The sequence below is a fragment of the Streptomyces sp. NPDC002574 genome (assembly GCF_042889545.1).
Lineage (GTDB): Bacteria > Actinomycetota > Actinomycetes > Streptomycetales > Streptomycetaceae > Actinacidiphila.
Genome location: NZ_JBIARB010000006.1, coordinates 150,613 through 167,668 on the forward strand (window position 1 = coordinate 150,613; position 17,056 = coordinate 167,668).

Below are 17,056 nucleotides of genomic sequence, written 5' to 3' on the forward strand. Positions count from 1 at the left end.
TTACCCGCGGGCGGCCCGCCGCGCCAGCAGCGCGTCCCTGCGCTCCTCGAACTTGCGGGCCTGGCAGTCCAGCTCGCCCATGAAGAAGCCCAGTTCCTCCTGCGCCTTCAGACCCTCAGGACCCAGCCCCGCGACCTCCAGCACCTTCAGGTGCCGCAGCACCGGCTGCAGGACGTCGTCGTGGTGGATACGCAGGTTGTAGACGCCGCCGATCGCTATCCGCGCCGCCGACCGCTCGAAGCCGGGCATGCCGTGACCCGGCATCCGGAAGCCGACCACCACGTCGCGGATCGCCTGCATCGCCTGGTCAGGCGCCAACTGCAGCGAGGCCGCGAGCAGGTTGCGGTAGAAGACCATGTGCAGGTTCTCGTCCGTCGCGATGCGCGCCAGCATGCGCTCGCACATCGGGTCACCGGACTCCCGGCCGGTGTTGCGGTGCGAGATGCGCGTGGCCAGCTCCTGGAAGGCGACGTACGCGACCGAGTGCAGCATGCTGTGCGAGTTGTCGGACTCGAAGCCCTCCGACATGTGCTGCATGCGCAGCCGCTCCAGCTCAACCGGGTCCACGGCGCGGGTCGTCAGCAGGTAGTCGCGCATGGCGATCGCGTGCCGGCCCTCCTCGGCGGTCCAGCGGTGCACCCAGGTGCCCCAGGCGCCCTCACGGCCGAAGAGCGTGGCGATCTCGTGGTGGTAGCTCGGCAGGTTGTCCTCGGTCAGCAGATTGACCACCAGCGATATCCGGCCGATCTCGGTGACCTTCGACTGGCCCTGCTCCCAGGCCTCGCCGCCCATGATCCCGTCGAAGTCCCGGCCCTGACTCCACGGCACGTACTCGTGGGGCATCCATTCCTTGGCCGCCTTCAGATGCCGGTTCAGCTCGGTCTCGACGACCTCTTCCAGGGCGTAGAGCAGCCGGGTGTCACTCCACACGTCCGATCCGGTGTTCTGGGACGGGGCAATGGTCACGCTGTGCTCCTGGCGGTTGGCTGAGGGTACCTACGGAATCGTAAGTTACGAAACCGTAGGTTACGTCCCGCCCACATGGCAACCCGTCCTACGTGTCCAACCCGCGAACCCGTACGGAGAGGCAGGTCACGCACCCCTCGAGCTTTTCGAACTCGCCGATGTCGACGAGTACGGGCGTATAGCCCATTGCGGCGAAAATCGCCGCGCTGCGCGGCGCGCTCGCCGCCATCAGCAGCTTCCCGTCTCCCAGAAGCACCACGTGGGAGCCCGATTCCTCCGGTACCGGCAGGAATCGGGGGAACAGTTCGGGCGTGTCGACCAGCGGGGGGTGGCCCACGACCGTGCCGTCGGGGAGTGCGGTGACGGCCGATTTCAAATGCAGCACCTTGGTGACGGGTACCGCCACCACCCGTGCCCCCAGCGGCTCGAACGCCGCGCGCAGTTGGCGCACGCCTTCCGCGTTCGTGCGGTCCCCGGTGCCCACGTAGATGGTGTCACCCGTCTTGAGTACGTCGCCGCCCTCCAGGGTGCCCGGCGCCCGCACCTTGTGGACGGACATTCCGAGCCCCGTCACGACCGCCTCGGCCGCCGGCGTCTCCGGACGGCGGGGCAGCGCGCCCGGCCGTGCGATGAGCGCCGCGTCGCGGAACACCACCATGGTGTCCTCCACGAACACCCCGTCCGGGCACGCGTCCTCCGGCGGGACCTCCACCGTCTCCCACCCGTGCGCGCGCAGAGCCGCCACGTAGGCCTCCCACTGGCGCAGGGCCAGCGCGACGTCCACCGGCGACCTTTCGAGGTGCGTCACGATCCCCTCCGCCAGACGCGGACCCGGACGCCGGACAAGTGCCTTGCGGCTCGGCATGACGTGCTCTCCCCTCGCGACGGCAACGGCTTGCGGAACGTGATGCTCCCTCACTCCGCCCCGTTCGCCCAGGGCGCGCGGGGCGGTCGCGCCGGGCTGCCGGCGGACCTGCGCGCGGCCGGCGGGGGCGGACGGGCGGGGCGATAACATCGGCGGTCTGATGAGTGCCACTCTTGTCGTCAAAGACCTCGCCGCAGGCCACGGGGACCGCGTCCTCTTCTCGGGCCTGGACCTCGTCGTCGCGCCAGGCGACGTGATCGGACTGGTCGGTGCCAACGGCGCCGGCAAGTCGACCCTGCTGCGTCTGCTGGCGGGCCTGAGCACGCCCGAGGAGGGGCAGTTGCGGCTGAGTCCGCCGAACGCCTCCGTGGGCCACCTGCCGCAGGAGCCCGAACGGCGGGCGGACGAGTCGGTGCGGGCGTTCCTCGCGCGCCGTACCGGTGTCGCCGCCGCGCAGGAGGCGCTGGACGCCGCGACACAGGCACTCATGGACGAGGCGCCCGGCTCGGACGACGCCTATGCGGACGGACTCGAGCGCTGGCTGGCCCTCGGCGGCGCGGATCTGGACGAGCGGGCCGAGGAGGTGGCCGCCTCGCTGGGCCTGACCGTCGGCCTCGACCTGCCGATGACCGCGCTCTCCGGCGGCCAGGCCGCCCGCGCGGGACTCGCCTCGCTCCTGCTGAGCCGCTACGACGTCTTCCTGCTCGACGAGCCCACCAACGACCTCGACCTGGACGGCCTGGAGCGCCTGGAGGCGTTCGTCACGGGCCTCAAGGCCGGCACGGTCGTGGTCAGCCACGACCGCGAGTTCCTGGCCCGCACCGTCAACCGCGTCGTCGAACTCGACCTCGCCCAGCAGCAGGTCAACACCTTTGGCGGCGGATACGCGGCCTACCTGGAGGAGCGCGAGACCGCGCGCCGGCACGCCCGCGAGGAGTACGAGGAGTACGCCGACACCAAGGCGAGCCTGGAGGCCCGCGGGCGTATGCAGCGCAACTGGATGGAGCACGGCGTCCGCAACGCCCGGCGCAAGGCGACGGACAACGACAAGATCAGCCGCAAGCTGCGCACGGAGTCCACGGAGAAGCAGGCTTCCAAGGCGCGGCAGACCCAGCGCATGATCGAGCGCCTGGAGGTGGTCGACGAGCCCCGCAAGGAGTGGGAGCTGCGCATGGAGATCGCCGCCGCCCCTCGCGCCGGGGCGGTCGTGGCCACGCTGCGCGGCGCGCAGGTGCGCCGCGGCGACTTCGCCCTCGGTCCGGTCGACCTGCAGATCGACTGGGCGGATCGTGTCGCCATCACCGGCGCCAACGGGTCCGGTAAATCGACGCTGCTGGCCGCCCTCCTCGGCCGGCTGCCGCTGGACGCGGGCGCGGCCTCCCTCGGCCCCGGGGTCGTCGTCGGCGAGGTCGACCAGGCGCGCAAGCTCTTCCATGGCGGCGAGGCACTGCTGGACGCGTTCGGCGCCGAGGTGCCCGACATGCCGCCGGCCGATGTGCGCACGTTGCTCGCCAAGTTCGGTCTGAAGGCAGCCCACGTCATGCGCCCGGCCGCCACGCTCTCCCCGGGCGAGCGCACCCGGGCCGCCCTCGCGCTCCTCCAGGGCCGCGGCGTCAACCTCCTCGTCCTGGACGAGCCCACCAACCATCTGGACCTGCCCGCCATCGAGCAGCTGGAGTCGGCGCTCGCCACGTACAACGGCACCCTGCTGCTGGTCACCCACGACCGCCGGATGCTCGAGGCCGTGCACACCACGCGCCGCGTCCAGGTCGAGGCCGGACGAATCACGGAGCACTGACGCCCGCGTCGCTGCCACGTTCCGGGGACCCTCCCGTGGGAAGATCACGGAAGCGGGCGAGGTTGAATGGACACTCTGTGATCCCTGACCCGTCCCCCGACGAGGAGTTCCCAACGTGAGCATCTACGACATTCCGCTGCGCACGCTCTCCGGTGAGCCCGCGTCCCTCGCCGACCACGAGGGCAAGGCGCTGCTGATCGTCAACGTCGCCTCCAAGTGCGGGCTGACCCCGCAGTACGAGGGCCTGGAGCGTCTGCAGAAGCGTTACGCCGACCGCGGCTTCAGCGTGCTGGGCTTCCCCAGCAACCAGTTCGCCGGTCAGGAGCCGGGCACCGCCGAGGAGATCGCGACGTTCTGCTCGGCGACCTACGGCGTCAGCTTCCCGCTCTTCGAGAAGGCGGACGTCAACGGCGAGGACCGGCACCCGCTCTACACGGCGCTGACGGAGACGGCCGACGCCGAGGGTGCGGCCGGTGACGTCCAGTGGAACTTCGAGAAGTTCCTGATCAGCGCGGACGGCCAGGTCGTCGGCCGGTTCCGTCCGCGCACCGAGCCCGAGGCCGACGAGGTCGTGGGCGCGATCGAGGCGCACCTCCCGCGTTGACCATGGACCGCGTCGTACGACTCGTCGTGGCGGGTTCCGCCGTGCTGGCCGCCGTGGCCGGCACGGCGGGCGCGGGCACGACCGCGCCCAGGAACTCCGCTGTGACCGCGGCGCCGGCCCCGCCCGCGTCGCCGCTCCCGGCCGACATGGCGGACACCGGCGGCGGCAGCCAGCTCATCACCGCCGTCGCACCGAACGCCGGGTCCACCACGGGCACGGTCACCTGGTGGGACCTGCGCGACGGCGTCTGGAGCGCCGCGGGCTCCGCGCCCGCCCGTTTCGGCGCGGCCGGTCTCGTCGAGGGCGAGGAACGGGCCCAGAGCACCTGGACCACCCCCACCGGCCTGTACGACCTGCCGTACGCCTTCGGCATCAAGCCCGCGCCGAAGGGCACCCGCATGCCCTACCGCGCCGTCACCCCGGACTCCTACTGGTGCCAGGACAACGCCTCCTGGTCCTACAACCGCTGGGTCGAGCCGCTGCCGCCCGACTGCGCCGCCTCCGAGTCCGAGCACCTGATCAGGTACCGCAAGCCGTACGTCCACGCCTTCGTCATCGGCTTCAACTACGACGAGCCGGAGGAGGAGCGCGGCGCCGGCATCTTCCTGCACGCCAACGGCCCCGGCCCCACCGCGGGTTGCGTCTCCGTCCCCGTCGAGGCCATGCGCCGCCTGCTCGTCTGGGCCGACCCGGACCGCGGCCCGCACATCGCGATCGGCACGAAGTCCGGCGAGACCGCCGTCACCGGCTACTAGCCGGAACGCCTCTGAAGCCCTTCCTCCTGCCTGCTCTGCTCTCATTTGCCTAAAGGCTTTAGGTGAATGCATACTCGTTTCAGGCAAACGAGGAGATGGCCATGTCGCCGCGCGCAGGACTCACCACCGCACGCCTGATCCGGGCAGGGGCGGAACTGGCCGACGAGGCCGGCTTCGAGCACGTGACGCTCTCGGCGCTCGCCAGGCGGTTCGACGTCAAGGTGGCGAGCCTGTACGCGCACCTGAAGAACTCCCACGACCTCAAGGCGGGGATCGCCCTGCTCGCGCTGGAGGAGCTCGCCGACCGGGCCGCCGACGCCCTGGCGGGACGGTCGGGCAAGGACGCGCTCGCCGCCTTCGCGAACGTCTACCGCGACTACGCCCGGGAGCACCCCGGGCGCTACGCCGCGGCCCAGTTCCGGCTCGACCCGCAGACGGCGGCCGCCAGCGCGGGCGTCCGCCACGCCCAGATGACGCGGGCGATCCTGCGCGGCTACGACCTGGCCGAGCCGGACCGGACGCACGCCGTCCGGCTGCTCGGCAGCGTCTTCCACGGCTACGTCAGCCTCGAAATGGGCGGGGGGTTCAGCCACAGCGCCCCCGACACACAGGAGACCTGGACGCGCGTCGTGGACGCCCTCGACGCCCTGCTGCGGAACTGGCCCGCGCCCTGAACGGACAGGCGGACCCGAGCCGTCCCGACCCTCCCGCACCCACGAACGACAGGCCGAGGACATGAACACCCGACACCAGTGGATCACCACCCCCATCACCGCCGACCTCGTACGCGGCGCCCTGGAACTGGAACGCACCGAACGCGGCATACTTCCGCACCGGCTGCCCGCCCGGGCCCGTGCCCAGAACACCGACGGGCAACTCGCCATGGCCGAGGCCCAGCCCGCCGGGGTGCGGCTGGTCCTCCGTACCCGGGCCACCGCGATCGAACTCGACACGGTGCCCACCAAGCGGGTCTACGCGGGTGTCCCGCCGCGCCCGGACGGCGTTTACGACCTGCTGGTCGACGGCCGTCTCGCCGGCCGGGAGAGCGTCACCGGCGGCAACACCCTGATCATCGACATGACCACCGGGACCTTCGAGCACCGGCCCGGACCGCCCGCCACCCTCCGTTTCACCGGTCTGCCCGGCGGCGACAAGGACGTCGAGATCTGGCTGCCGCACAACGAGACCACCGAACTGACAGCGCTGCGCACCGACGCCCCCGTCGAGCCCGCGCCCGACCGGGGCCGCCGGGTGTGGCTGCACCACGGCAGTTCGATCAGCCACGGCTCCGACGCCGCCGGCCCGACCGCCACCTGGCCCGCGCACGCCGCCACCCTCGGCGGCGTGGACCTGGTCAACCTCGGCTTCGGCGGCAGCGCCCTGCTCGACCCGTTCACCGCCCGCGCCCTGCGCGACACTCCCGCTGACCTGCTCAGCGTCAAGATCGGCATCAACCTGGTCAACACCGACCTGATGCGCCTGCGCGCCTTCACCCCCGCCGTCCACGGCTTCCTCGACACCATCCGTGAAGGCCACCCCACCGCACCGCTCCTGGTGGTCTCGCCCGTCCTGTGCCCCATCCACGAGGACACCCCCGGCCCCACCGCCATGGACCCTGCCTCCCTCGCCACCGGGCAGCCGCGCTTCCTGGCCACCGGGGACCCGGCGGAGCGCGCGAGCGGCAAGCTGACGCTCACCGTCATCCGCGAGGAACTGGCCCGGATCGTCCGTCAGCGGTCGGCCGACGACCCGAACCTCCACCACCTCGACGGCCGCGAGCTCTACGGCGCCGCCGACTTCGCCGAGCTGCCGCTCCCCGACGAGCTGCACCCGGACGCCGCCGCGCACCTCCGCATCGGCGAACGCTTCGCCGGTCACGCCTTCGCCGCCGGTGGTCCCTTCAGCCTCCCCGCGGGCGCGCGGAACCCGGAGCAGGCGCGGAAATGACCGGGCCGCGGGGCGTGCATCACGGACAGCTACCCTGAAGAAGGAAGCATGGGCCGGAACATCCCGGTTCGTCCTGTGTTGCCTGCTTCGTCAGTGAGGATGCCCGTGCGTGTGAGTGGCCCCGGCCGCGTCGTCCTGCCCACGTGGCTGGCCCACCCGCTGCGCTGGCAGCGCGGGCCCGTACCGTGGCCGGCGGTGCTGCGGGGGCTGCTGTCGGCGGGGCCGGTGATGGCCGCCGGACTGGCGCTGGGATCGGTCGAATTCGCCGTGCTGGCCGGGTTCGGGACGCTGTTCGCGGGCTTCAACGACCTTCCGGGGACCCGCAGGACCGGCGTCGTCCACATCGGGCTGCCCGTGCTCGTCGGGGCGGTCGGGCTGCTGATCGGGGCGGCGACGGCCGACGCGGTCCCGAGCGGGTGGTGGGTGCTGCCCCTGCTGTTCGCCGTCGGCCTGGGGTCGGGCGCCGTGAGCACGGTGGGCCCGGTGTGCTCACGGACCGGGATGCAGACCCTGTGCCTGATGGTGATCGGGACCGGGGTGCCGCTGCACGGCGCGCCCTGGCTCAAAGCGCTGTACTTCCTCGCGGGCGCGATCTGGCTCCTCCTGCTGCGGCTCGTGCTGCGGCCCCCGCGACCGGTCGGCGGCGCCCTGGCCGGCGAACAGGCGGCGCTGGCCCGCATCTTCGACGCGCTCGCGGGCGCTCTGGACGTCGTCGGCGGACCCGGCGCCGAGGCCGCGCGACGGCGGCTCACCGCGGCCCTGGACCGGGGGGACGAGGCCCTGCGGCTGCGCCGCCTGTTCCGGCGGCTGGCCCACCGGTCCGCGCGCCCCGACGAACTGCTCCTCGCCGAGCGCTTCGCGGCGGCCACAGCGCTGTGCGAGGCCAGCACCGCCCTGCTCTGGGAGGGGAACCCCCTGCCGCCGCAGGCCTCGCAGGGCCCGCGCCGCCTGGCTGCCGCGCTGCGCCGCGGCGAGCCGCCCGGGCCGCTGCCCGCGCCCGAGGCGAGCACCCCGGCCCGCGCCGCGTTCGACCAGGCACTGCTGTACGCCGACGCGGTCTTCGCCCGCGCGGTGCCCGGCGTGACCAGTGCCGAGGAGGTGGCCCCGCTTCCCGCCCCGGGAACCGTGCCCACGGTGCGGCGCCGCGTCCTGGGGCCGGCCGGACGCGAGTACGGGCTGCGCGTCGCCGTGTGCGTCACGGCGAGTGCCGCGGTGGCCCTGGCCCTGCGGGCGGACCACTGGTACTGGCTGCCGCTCACCGCCGTCTTCCTGGTGAAGCCGGACATCGGGCCGCTGTTCTCCCGCGTCGTCAACCGCTTCGTCGGGACGGCGCTCGGGGTGGTCGTCTTCGCCGGCCTGGCCGCGGTCCTGGGCGGCGGCGTGTGGTGGACGGTGGTCTGCGCCTCGGTCGCGGGCGCGCTGCTGCCCGTCTCCTTCCGGCACTTCGGCCTGCAGACCTCGGTGGTCACCTTGATGGTGCTGGCGTTCGTCTGGGTGGGCGGCGACCAGCAGGCGGCCGTCGACCGCCTGCTGGACACCACGACGGCCTGCGCGATCGTGCTCGTCGTCGGCCACCTGCCGGGGTTCACCGATCCCACCGCGCGGGTGGCCCACCTGATGGCCGAGTCGCTGCGGCGCACCCGGGAGTACCTGGCCCACGTCCTCACCGCTCCCGCGGCAGGGCGCCCGGGGGACCGCATGGCGCTGCGCCGGGCGGCCTACAGCTCCCTGGCCGAGGCCCGGTCCGCCGCCGAGACCGTCGCGGCGGAACTGCCCTGGGGCCGCGGTCACCGCACCGACTGGTTCCCCGTCGCCGCCGCCTCCGAGCGGATCATGGACGCCGCCACCGCCTGCGCGGTCCGCATCGAACAGGGCGCGGAACGCCCCTCGCGCGAGGAGGGCGGCGAGGTCGTCCACGCCCTGGACGTGCTCGCGGACTCCCTGGACGGCCGAACGCCCGCCACCGGATGGCCGGAGCTCACCGGCACCCCCTCCTGCGCCTCCCTCGCCGACGTCGTGACCGAGCTGCGCCACATCCGCGTCGCCACCGGCGGCCTCACCACGCGCTCGCGTCCCGCCCCTACCACGTAGCCGCCCGGGCCGGAGGGACCGCCCGCATTCGTCGCGATCAAGCCGGGGGAGCGGCTATGGTCAGGCCAGTCGGCGACACCGGGAGGTTGACGAGGTGGCCGTTTTCCTGCTTGGGGTGGGTGCAGCGTGCTGCCTGGGCTTCGGCTTCGTCCTCCAGCAGCTCGCCGCCCAGCGTGCCCCGCTGTCCAATTTCCTGTCCTTCCGGCTGCTGCTGGATCTCATGCGGATGCCGCAATGGCTGCTCGGCATCTTCCTGATGATCTTCGGCATGGTGCTGAGCGCGCTCGCCCTCACCAAGGGCGAGCTCTCCCTCGTCGAACCCCTGACCGCGACGAACCTGCTCTTCGCGATGGCCCTCTCGCGCCACCTGACCGGCCAGAGACTCGGCTGGCACGGCTGGTCGGGCGTGGGCTTACTCGCGCTCGGCGTCACCGCCTTCATCGCGGCCGGACGGCCCGCGGGTGGCGGCCACATAGGCGGGCCCCTGCGGCACTGGCTGGTCATCGGCATCGTCATGGGCATCGCGCTGCTGCTCGTCGCCTGCGCGAGACGTCTGCGCCCGTCGCCGGAGGCCACCGTCATCGCGCTCGCCGCCGGCCTGCTCTACGGGCTCCAGGACTCCCTCACCCGCACCTCGGGCCAGATCGCCGAGCTGGAGGGCATCACGGCCCTCCTGGTGCACTGGCAGCCCTACGCGATCCTCGGCATCGGGCTCACCGGCCTCGTCCTGGTGCAGAGCGCCTTCGAGACCGCTCCCTTGCGCATGTCCCTGCCCGCCCTGACCGCCGCACAGCCCCTCGCGGGCATCGCCTGCGGCGTCGGCTTCCTCGGCGACCGCCTCCGCGTCACCCCGGGCGCCCTCGCCTGGGAGGCGGCGGGCCTCGTCGCCGTCACCCTGGGCGTCGTGCTCCTCGGCCGTCACCCCGCGCTGCCCTGCGCCCAGAGCGTGCGCACGGGCGACCGCCCGGACGCGACGGGCGAGGAGGAATCGGTCCGCGCGGCGCGGTAGACCGCCTCCGCTCACCGCGTGAGCAGACGGGCGACCTCCGCGAGCGGTGGCCAGGACCACTGGCCCGCGCGGGCGGCGATGAAGTGGCGCCGGGTGCCCACAACGGGGTCGACGGGACGGCACACGACGTCGGCGCGCCTCCGCTCGATGCCCGACTCGGCCAGCAGCGCGACACCGAGCCCCGCCCCCGCGAGCAGATTGACCAGGTGGAGGCTGTCGACGCGGTGGACGATGCGCGGGGCGAAACCGGCCAGGGCGCACACGCGCTGGACGAGCTCGTCGTCGTCGCTGCCCCGGGAGTTCGTGATCCACCCGGCCTCCGCGAGCCGGCGCAGCCCCGCCAGGGGGACCGGGCCGCCCGGCCCCGGGTCGGAGGGATGGCCCGCGGGGAGCAGGAGGAACATCGGCTGCGTGGCGAGCGGCCGCACCGACAACCCCTTGGGCACGGTACGCGGCACCAGGCTGTAGTCGTACACGATGCCGAGGTCGACGTCTCCGGCGAGCAGGAGCTCCAGCGTCTGCTCGGGCTCGTGCTCGTTCAGCTGCACCTCGACACGCGGGTGCCGCTCGCGCAGCCCCACCAGGGCGGGCATCACGACCGGCTCGACCGCGCTGGCGAAGGTCGCCACCCGCACGCGCCCCACCGGCCCGGGCTCGCCGCGCAGTTCCGCGCGCGCCTCCTCGACCGCGGCCAGGATCCCGACGGCGTGCTCGACCAGGCGCTCCCCGGCGGGAGTCAGCCGGACGCGGCGGCCGACCGGCGCCAGCAGCCGGGCGCCGACCTCCTGCTCCAGGACGGCGAGGTGCTTGGAGACCGCCGACGTGCCGTACCCCGTGCGCTCCGCGACGGCCGCCATGGTGCCGAGGCGGCTGAGCTCGACCAGCAGGCGCAGCCTGCCGAGGTCGGGGAGCTGGTCCGCGGGCTCGATCATCCACTGATGGTAAACAATCCGTCCACCAATGACGCGTGGACAGAAACAGACGGCGAACGGTGCAATGGGCGGGTGACCGAGCCGCATACCTTTGCAAGCCGCCGCATGCCTGGTGCGGTGCTGATCCTGGCCGCGATGACGGTGCTGCACACCGGCAGCGCCCTGACGACCGAGCTCTTCGACGACGTGGGCCCGGCCGGCACCACATGGCTGCGCGTCGGCTTCGCGGCCGTGCTGCTGCTGGCGTTCACCGGCCGCTCCCTGTGGCCCGCGCTGCGCGCGGCGCCGCTCCGCGACCTCGTCGCGGTGGTGCTGCTCGGCACCGTCAGCGGAGCGATGATGCTGCTCTTCTCCGAGGCCGCCGACCGCATCCCGCTCGGCACGGCGACCGCCCTGGAGTTCCTGGGCCCGCTGGCCGTCGCGGTCGCCTCCCTGCGGCGGCGCCGCGAACTGGCCTGGCTGCTGCTGGCCGCGGCGGGCGTGCTCTGCCTCACCTCGCCCTGGCAGGACGGCGCCGACCTCGCCGGCGTCCTCTTCGGCGTCGCGTCCGGTGCCTGCTGGGCGCTGTACGTGATCGGCACGCAACACGTCGGCAGTCGCTTCTCCGCGGCGCACGGCCTCGCCGTCTCGCTCACCGTCGCCGCCGTCTTCACCGCGCCCTTCGGTGCGCCCGGCGTCGTGTCGGGGGGCACCTGGCAGGTCCTCCTGGCGGTGGCGGGCATCGCCGTGCTGATGCCGCTGGTGCCGTTCCTGCTGGAGATGAAGGCGCTGCAACGGGTCGGCAAGACCGCCTACGGAACGCTCGCCGGAATGGAGCCGGCCGTCAGCCTGCTCGCGGCGCTGGTGCTGGTCTCACAGGTCCCCACGGCCTTGCAGGCCGTGGGGACCGGGTTGGTTGTGGTGGCCGGCGTCGGGGCAGCGCGCGGCGAGGCCCGTGCGGTCGCCCCGCTGCCCCCCGCCCCTTCGCCGGCGGTCCCCCCGCCCGCCCTCCCTCCCCCAACCTCCGGCCGGGGGTGCCCCCAGCCCGGCGCGGTCAGTGACCGCCTGGCGCTGCGTGCGTTGGGGGGTCGGTGCCGCGCCGGGGTACGCCCCCAGCTACCGCTGGGAGGTGCCCCCAGCGGGGGCACCCCGCCACACCCCCTCCCGGGTCGGCTGGGCGACTGACGGCCGGTGGGGGTGCTGTCAGCGGTGACGGTTGGGCACATGGACGGCGCTGCGCCAACGGGTGGCCCGAGTACGGTGCCGCACTTACCCCCCTCCGGGGATCAGGCGCTTGGAACTACGGAGGGGGCGGGGGAGTTGGGGGCTACCCCGGCCGGAGGCTGGGGGAGGGTGGATGTTCTGGACGGTGCGGCATATATGTGCGCACTGTCCGGGTCGGGATGGGATGAGCAGGTGCTGGAAGGGCGCGTAAATATGCCAGTCCAGGACGTGCAGCCCCGGAGGCCCCGAACCCGGCCCCCACACAACACGCGCCGGGGTCACTGACGTCACAGGGCACCCGGGCGGGAGGGCGGGAAAAGACCGCGCCCAGGGTCAGGCCTTGCCGAAATACCTCTGGGGGAAGCCCCCACCCTCGAGCACACGCCCCAGCACCGCCCCCGCGACGGCGGTGAGCCGCTCAACCCCCGCCACCCCGACGTGCTCGTACGGCGCACGGTCGAGCCGATCGGTCATCGCCTCCACCTCGCGGCGCAATTCGACGCCGCGCCCCGTGAGTTCGCCCTCCGCGTCGAGCAGCCCCCGGTCGCGGAGGCGGTCCTGCGCGGCGGCCCAGTCCTCGGGGGACCAGCCCCGGCTGCGCTGGACGAAGCGCGGGTTGAAGCTCTTGCCCGTGGCGGTGTGCGTGACGAGCGCCTCGATCCCGTCGAGCCCGGCGGTGATGAGCGCCGCGAGGTGCCCGTCGCCGCGGTGCTCGCGCAGCAGCGTCGCGGCGTGCCACAGGGCGAGGTGCGGCTGCTCGGGCACCGGGAGTTCGGCGTTGGCGGCGTAGAGGGGGCGGGCTTCGCGGGTGCAGGCCTCGGCGGCGCGCAGCGCGAGGCGGGCGGCGTCCGCGAGGTCGGCCGAGGCGAGCGTGTCCGGCCCGAGCAGCCGGGTCAGGACGGCGTCGGCGATACGCACCCGCGCGTCGATGACCGCCGCCGGCGAGGCGAGCTCCCAGGCGCGCGGGACGACCGGCGCGATGATCGCGTGGTTGAAGTTGTAGAACGTGGCGGCGACCGTGCCCGCCGTGACCTGGCCGAGCGGCGCGGCCCGCCCGGCGAAGTAGGCCATGGCGCCGCGCTCCAGCCCGAGCGCCGCGAACGTGTCGTCGTACTCCGGGGCGAAATAGACGACGGAGTGAAGGGGGTTCAGCGCGTTGTGGCAGCGCCGTCCGGCGCGCGGTTCCAGGGCTGTCGCGGTCATGGGCAACAGGTTACCGACCGGTTGGCATGTGATCGACAGGCACCTCCCCGGCCCGCTGATTCCGTTGCCGGAGCGAGTGGTGGAAACTGATTCCGTCGTCACGACACGCATGGCATGCCGGTATGACTAGTCTGAACGCCCCGACGTCGCGCGTTCCTCTGGAGACCCCCATGCCCGCCGCCGACCGCACGCTCCCGGTCACCGAACGCACCCGCCACCGACGCCTCCGCGAGCAGGGCAGCGTCTCCCGCGACGACCTGGACGCCGTGCTGGGCGCCGGCTTCGTGTGCCATCTGGCCGTCGTCGTCGACGGCACCCCGCTGGCCGTGCCGACGGTCTACGGCCACGACGCGGAGGCCGGAACGCTCTACCTGCACGGCTCGGTCGCCAGCCGCAGCCTCGTCCAGGCGCCCGGCGCCGCCGTCTGCGTCACCGTCACGCACGTCGACGGACTGGTCCTGGCCCGGTCGGTCTTCGAGCACGGCGTCAACTACCGCAGCGCGATGCTGATCGGCGTCCCGCGCCGGGTCACCGACCCGGAGGAGCGGCTGCACGGGCTGCGCGTGCTCACCGAGCAGTGCGCCCCCGGCCAGTGGGACTACGCCCGCCGCCCGGACCGCAGGGAACTCGCGGCGACCGACCTGCTCGCCCTCGCCACGGACGAGGCCTCCGTCAAGATCCGCACCGGCCACCCCGGCGACGGCGACAGCCCCGACGCCGCCCTGCCGGTGTGGGCCGGGGTGGTCCCGCTGGGTACGACCCGGGGCGCCCCGGTCGCCGACCCCGCGTTGCGCGCCGGCATCCCGCTGCCGCCGCACCTTCGCGGCTAGCCGCCCACCGACCAGGTGAAACGCGGCTCGCGCCGCTCCAGGAAGGCCGCCACACCCTCCGCGGTGTCGCTGCTCCGAGCCGCCTGCCCGGCCCAGTGCGCCGCACGTGAGGGGTCGGGGTCCGGGGCCGTGAAGTCCTTGGCCGCGGCCTGGGTGAGCTGGGAACGGGTGGCCAGCAGGACCGCGTACTCCTCGACGCGCTTGTCCAGGGCGCCGTCCGGCAGCACCTCGTCCACCAGCCCGGTGCGCAGGGCGCGTTCGTGGTCGATCAGCTCGGCGGAGAAGAGCAGGTGCTTCGCCGTGGACGGGCCGACCAGGCCGGTCAGCCGGCGTGTCGACGAGGCCGGATAGACGATCCCGAGCCGCGCCGGCGTGACCCCGAAGCGCGCGCCCTCGGCGGCGAAGCGCAGGTCGCAGGCGGCCGCGAGCTGGCAGCCGCCGCCGACGCAGAAGCCGCGGACGGCGGCCAGGGACGGCTTGGGGAAGGCGGCCAGCGCCTCCTCGGCCTCGACGGCCGCGCTCTGCGCCGCGCCGGGGCCACTGGCCGCGTCGCGCAGGTCGGAGATGTCGGCGCCCGCGCAGAAGGTGCCGTCGGCGCCGGTGAGCACCAGCACCCGCACGGCGGGGTCGTCGGCCAGCCGGGCCAGCAGGTGCGGCAGTTCCCGCCACATCCGCAGCGTCATGGCGTTGCGTTTGGCCGGATTGCTGATGGTCACGGTGGCGGTGGCGCCCGCCGTCTCCAGCAGCAGACCGGGCCCGGACGGGTCGGACATGCCCGCATCCCCCACTCGTCGCGTCGTCCTGTCGTCGTGCCGCGGCGCGGCCCGGGCGATCCTATCGGGGGCTCCCTCCGGGCAATCGGGGTATATGTCCTCTAGCCGGCGACGACTGGCTCCCGACGCGTTCAAGGAGGCGGCCATGGCCCCGTTCAAGGGACGCAAGAAGTACCCGGATCCCCCGGAGGCCGGGATCAAGCGCAGTTTCGGCTGGGTCGCCGTGCTCGGCGCGGTCCTCGTCGTCTGCGGCCTGATCGGGCTCTGCTACGTGGGGTTCGCCACCATCACCTCGACGGTGCTGTTCGGCTGGCTGCTCCTCATCGGCGGGATCGTCGGCCTGGCGCAGGCCGTGCAGAACCGCGAGTCCAACTACTTCTGGCTGGCCCTGGTCGTCGCGGCCCTGTACATCGCGGCGGGTGTGGTCGTCATCCGCAACCCGGCGGAGACGGCCGCGGCTCTCACGATGTTCGCGGCACTGCTCTTCCTGACCGGCGGGATCTTCCGGTTGTTCGGCGGACTGGTGGTGCGCGGGCCGCAGATGGTGTGGACGCTGATCCAGGGGGCGATCGGCATCCTGCTGGCCGTCCTGGTGCTGGCGAACTGGCCGCACAGCAGTGTCTACGTGATCGGCGCCTTCTTCTCGCTGGCGCTGCTGTTCGACGGTCTGGGTCTGCTCGGGGCGGGCCTGGGCGGCCGGCGGATCGTCGGAATGGTGGCCGAGGCCCGGCAGACGCCACTGGAGCATTGAAACCGGTTGCCGGCGTGTCATCAGGGCTCATCGAGTCCACCAACTCCGGTCACCCCGTGTCGCAGACGGTCGAAAGATATGGATTTACGGTCAGCGACTCGGGGTGGAGTCCTGTGCTGCCGACACTCGGAACGTGAGGCGGACCCCGTCGCCGCCCAGCGGGCCGGGAAGGGGGACCGCGGGGAGCATCGCTGAATGCGAGGGTGAACGTCGCCATGGACGTACGCGGGAGCGTCCCGCCCGAACCGGTGCCTCCGGTGGCACCGGACTTTCCGCGCCCTTACGAGGGCGTGTGGCGCTTCACCGCCTCCGCGCTGGACTCCTCGGTGCCGCAGGCCCGGCACGCCGTACGGGACCTGCTGGTACGGCAGCGCGTCCCCGTCGACGACGATCTGCTGCAGGGTCTGCTGCTGATCGTCTCCGAGCTGGTGACGAACGCGGTGCGGCACGCCGCCCTGCTCTCCCCGGAGATCGCGGTGGAGGTCGCCGTCGGCCTCGACTGGGTGCGCGTCGCGGTCGAGGACAACCATCCCTACCGGCCCAAGGCGCTCCAGGTGGACGACGCGGACACCGGTGGGCGCGGTCTGCTGCTGGTCAAGTCGGTCACCGCCGAGGCGGGCGGGATGTGCGACGTGCAGCAGACCGCTACCGGGGGAAAGGTCATCTGGGCGGCGCTTCCGCTGCAGCCCGGCGCTCCTTTGCTGTGAGGCGCGGGGGCTACCAGCCGGCGCGCTCGCCCGTGAGCTCCCGCACGGCGGGCAGCGCCGCCCCCAGCACGGTCGGGAACCAGGCGGAGAACGGCCCGGACTCCTGCAGCGCGGCCAGCTCCCGCGGGGTCACGAAGGCGGTCTCGCCGATCTCCTCGGGGTCCGGGTCCAGCGGCGCGGTCATCAGCCCCACGAAGAGGTGGTTGTACTCCTGCTCCACCAGGCCCGACGCCGGGTCCGGGTGGTTGTAGCGGACCGTGCCGGCCTCCCTCAGCGACGCGGGGGCGGCGCCCAGCTCCTCTGCGGTGCGGCGCGCCGCGGCGACGAAGGGCGGCTCCTGCGGGTAGGGGTGCCCGCAGCAGGTGTTGGACCACACGCCGGGGGAGTGGTACTTGCCGAGGGCGCGGCGCTGCAGCAGCAGCCGGCCCTCGCCGTCGAAGAGGAAGACCGAGAAGGCCCGGTGGAGCCGGCCCGGCGGCAGGTGCGCCGAGAGCTTCTCCGCGGTGCCGATCGTCGCGCCGGTCTCGTCGACCAGTTCGAGCATGATCGGAGCCGAGGCGCCGTTGGAGGAGGGGTCCGGGGCAGGGCTGAGGGGCCGGCCGGCAGCGGGACTCGTGGGCAT

Annotated in this window: 17 protein-coding genes; 11 read left to right on the forward strand and 6 right to left on the reverse strand. The window is 73.2% G+C overall.

All coding sequences use genetic code 11. The annotated features are described in order from the left end of the window. Both ACFYXS_RS15820 and ddaH read right to left on the reverse strand, forming a co-directional pair. Positions 1-966, reverse strand: a complete 966-nt coding sequence (locus ACFYXS_RS15820) for an acyl-ACP desaturase (protein ID WP_389248247.1) — start codon at positions 964-966, stop codon at positions 1-3. An 88-nt stretch (positions 967-1,054) separates the two neighbouring features. After that, entirely contained in the window at positions 1,055-1,831 is a 777-nt protein-coding gene (gene ddaH / locus ACFYXS_RS15825; protein WP_389248249.1) for a dimethylargininase, read from the reverse strand. Between the two features lie 160 nt (positions 1,832-1,991). Here ddaH and ACFYXS_RS15830 point away from each other — a divergent pair, with 160 nt between their 5' ends. The 7 genes from ACFYXS_RS15830 (at position 1,992) to ACFYXS_RS15860 (ending at position 10,035) form a co-directional block, all read left to right on the forward strand. Next, entirely contained in the window at positions 1,992-3,629 is a 1,638-nt protein-coding gene (locus ACFYXS_RS15830) for an ABC-F family ATP-binding cassette domain-containing protein (RefSeq protein WP_389248250.1), read from the forward strand. 115 nt (positions 3,630-3,744) lie between these two features. Further along, positions 3,745-4,233 carry a glutathione peroxidase gene (locus ACFYXS_RS15835; protein ID WP_389248252.1) on the forward strand — a complete coding sequence of 163 codons (489 nt, stop codon included), beginning with the start codon at positions 3,745-3,747 and terminating at the stop codon, positions 4,231-4,233. Between the two features lie 2 nt (positions 4,234-4,235). Beyond that, complete coding sequence (locus tag ACFYXS_RS15840; protein ID WP_389248860.1) at positions 4,236-4,988, forward strand: L,D-transpeptidase; 753 nt, start codon at positions 4,236-4,238, stop codon at positions 4,986-4,988. Between the two features lie 101 nt (positions 4,989-5,089). Next, positions 5,090-5,662, forward strand: coding sequence for a TetR/AcrR family transcriptional regulator (locus tag ACFYXS_RS15845; RefSeq protein ID WP_389248254.1), 573 nt, complete (start codon positions 5,090-5,092; stop codon positions 5,660-5,662). A gap of 61 nt (positions 5,663-5,723) precedes the next feature. Further along, on the forward strand, positions 5,724-6,935 hold the full coding sequence (locus ACFYXS_RS15850; RefSeq protein ID WP_389248256.1) for a GDSL-type esterase/lipase family protein: 1,212 nt from the start codon (positions 5,724-5,726) through the stop codon (positions 6,933-6,935). A 111-nt stretch (positions 6,936-7,046) separates the two neighbouring features. Continuing rightward, positions 7,047-9,026 carry an FUSC family protein gene (locus tag ACFYXS_RS15855; RefSeq protein ID WP_389248258.1) on the forward strand — a complete coding sequence of 660 codons (1,980 nt, stop codon included), beginning with the start codon at positions 7,047-7,049 and terminating at the stop codon, positions 9,024-9,026. 94 nt (positions 9,027-9,120) lie between these two features. Beyond that, positions 9,121-10,035: a DMT family transporter gene (locus tag ACFYXS_RS15860; protein ID WP_389248260.1), complete on the forward strand. Its 915-nt coding sequence runs from the start codon at positions 9,121-9,123 to the stop codon at positions 10,033-10,035. Positions 10,036-10,046: 11 nt separating this feature from the next. Here the strand turns inward: ACFYXS_RS15860 and ACFYXS_RS15865 are convergent, their stop codons facing one another. After that, positions 10,047-10,967: a LysR family transcriptional regulator gene (locus ACFYXS_RS15865; RefSeq protein WP_389248262.1), complete on the reverse strand. Its 921-nt coding sequence runs from the start codon at positions 10,965-10,967 to the stop codon at positions 10,047-10,049. A gap of 105 nt (positions 10,968-11,072) precedes the next feature. Here ACFYXS_RS15865 and ACFYXS_RS15870 point away from each other — a divergent pair, with 105 nt between their 5' ends. Then, positions 11,073-12,131 carry a DMT family transporter gene (locus ACFYXS_RS15870; protein ID WP_389248264.1) on the forward strand — a complete coding sequence of 353 codons (1,059 nt, stop codon included), beginning with the start codon at positions 11,073-11,075 and terminating at the stop codon, positions 12,129-12,131. A gap of 372 nt (positions 12,132-12,503) precedes the next feature. Here the strand turns inward: ACFYXS_RS15870 and ACFYXS_RS15875 are convergent, their stop codons facing one another. Then, positions 12,504-13,373, reverse strand: coding sequence for a hypothetical protein (locus tag ACFYXS_RS15875; RefSeq protein ID WP_389248266.1), 870 nt, complete (start codon positions 13,371-13,373; stop codon positions 12,504-12,506). A gap of 170 nt (positions 13,374-13,543) precedes the next feature. Here ACFYXS_RS15875 and ACFYXS_RS15880 point away from each other — a divergent pair, with 170 nt between their 5' ends. Continuing rightward, positions 13,544-14,203: a pyridoxamine 5'-phosphate oxidase family protein gene (locus ACFYXS_RS15880; RefSeq protein ID WP_389248862.1), complete on the forward strand. Its 660-nt coding sequence runs from the start codon at positions 13,544-13,546 to the stop codon at positions 14,201-14,203. Here the strand turns inward: ACFYXS_RS15880 and ACFYXS_RS15885 are convergent. Further along, positions 14,200-14,976 (reverse strand): enoyl-CoA hydratase/isomerase family protein, encoded by a 777-nt coding sequence (locus ACFYXS_RS15885; protein WP_389248268.1) that lies wholly within the window; start codon positions 14,974-14,976, stop codon positions 14,200-14,202. The genes ACFYXS_RS15880 and ACFYXS_RS15885 overlap by 4 nt on opposite strands. Before the next feature lie 145 nt (positions 14,977-15,121). On the opposite strand from ACFYXS_RS15885, the gene ACFYXS_RS15890 reads away from it, so the two are divergent. Beyond that, positions 15,122-15,727, forward strand: coding sequence for an HdeD family acid-resistance protein (locus tag ACFYXS_RS15890; protein WP_389248270.1), 606 nt, complete (start codon positions 15,122-15,124; stop codon positions 15,725-15,727). Positions 15,728-15,942: 215 nt separating this feature from the next. Further along, the gene (locus ACFYXS_RS15895) at positions 15,943-16,434 is read left to right on the forward strand and encodes an ATP-binding protein (protein WP_319657912.1); all 492 of its coding nucleotides are present in this window, start codon (positions 15,943-15,945) and stop codon (positions 16,432-16,434) included. 10 nt (positions 16,435-16,444) lie between these two features. On the opposite strand, the gene idi is transcribed toward ACFYXS_RS15895, so the two are convergent. Continuing rightward, entirely contained in the window at positions 16,445-17,056 is a 612-nt protein-coding gene (gene idi / locus ACFYXS_RS15900) for an isopentenyl-diphosphate Delta-isomerase (RefSeq protein WP_389248273.1), read from the reverse strand.

Excerpts from the sequence above, each read along its gene's own strand:
- ddaH (WP_389248249.1), bottom strand. The coding sequence starts at position 1,831 with ATGCCGAGCCGCAAGGCACTTGTCCGGCGTCCGGGTCCGCGTCTGGCG.
- ACFYXS_RS15830 (WP_389248250.1), top strand. The coding sequence starts at position 1,992 with ATGAGTGCCACTCTTGTCGTCAAAGACCTCGCCGCAGGCCACGGGGAC.
- ACFYXS_RS15840 (WP_389248860.1), top strand. The coding sequence starts at position 4,236 with ATGGACCGCGTCGTACGACTCGTCGTGGCGGGTTCCGCCGTGCTGGCC.
- ACFYXS_RS15845 (WP_389248254.1), top strand. The coding sequence starts at position 5,090 with ATGTCGCCGCGCGCAGGACTCACCACCGCACGCCTGATCCGGGCAGGG.
- ACFYXS_RS15850 (WP_389248256.1), top strand. The coding sequence starts at position 5,724 with ATGAACACCCGACACCAGTGGATCACCACCCCCATCACCGCCGACCTC.
- ACFYXS_RS15865 (WP_389248262.1), bottom strand. The coding sequence starts at position 10,967 with ATGATCGAGCCCGCGGACCAGCTCCCCGACCTCGGCAGGCTGCGCCTG.
- ACFYXS_RS15870 (WP_389248264.1), top strand. The coding sequence starts at position 11,073 with ATGCCTGGTGCGGTGCTGATCCTGGCCGCGATGACGGTGCTGCACACC.
- ACFYXS_RS15875 (WP_389248266.1), bottom strand. The coding sequence starts at position 13,373 with ATGACCGCGACAGCCCTGGAACCGCGCGCCGGACGGCGCTGCCACAAC.
- ACFYXS_RS15880 (WP_389248862.1), top strand. The coding sequence starts at position 13,544 with ATGCCCGCCGCCGACCGCACGCTCCCGGTCACCGAACGCACCCGCCAC.
- ACFYXS_RS15885 (WP_389248268.1), bottom strand. The coding sequence starts at position 14,976 with ATGTCCGACCCGTCCGGGCCCGGTCTGCTGCTGGAGACGGCGGGCGCC.
- ACFYXS_RS15890 (WP_389248270.1), top strand. The coding sequence starts at position 15,122 with ATGGCCCCGTTCAAGGGACGCAAGAAGTACCCGGATCCCCCGGAGGCC.
- ACFYXS_RS15895 (WP_319657912.1), top strand. The coding sequence starts at position 15,943 with ATGGACGTACGCGGGAGCGTCCCGCCCGAACCGGTGCCTCCGGTGGCA.
- idi (WP_389248273.1), bottom strand. The coding sequence starts at position 17,056 with ATGCCCACGAGTCCCGCTGCCGGCCGGCCCCTCAGCCCTGCCCCGGAC.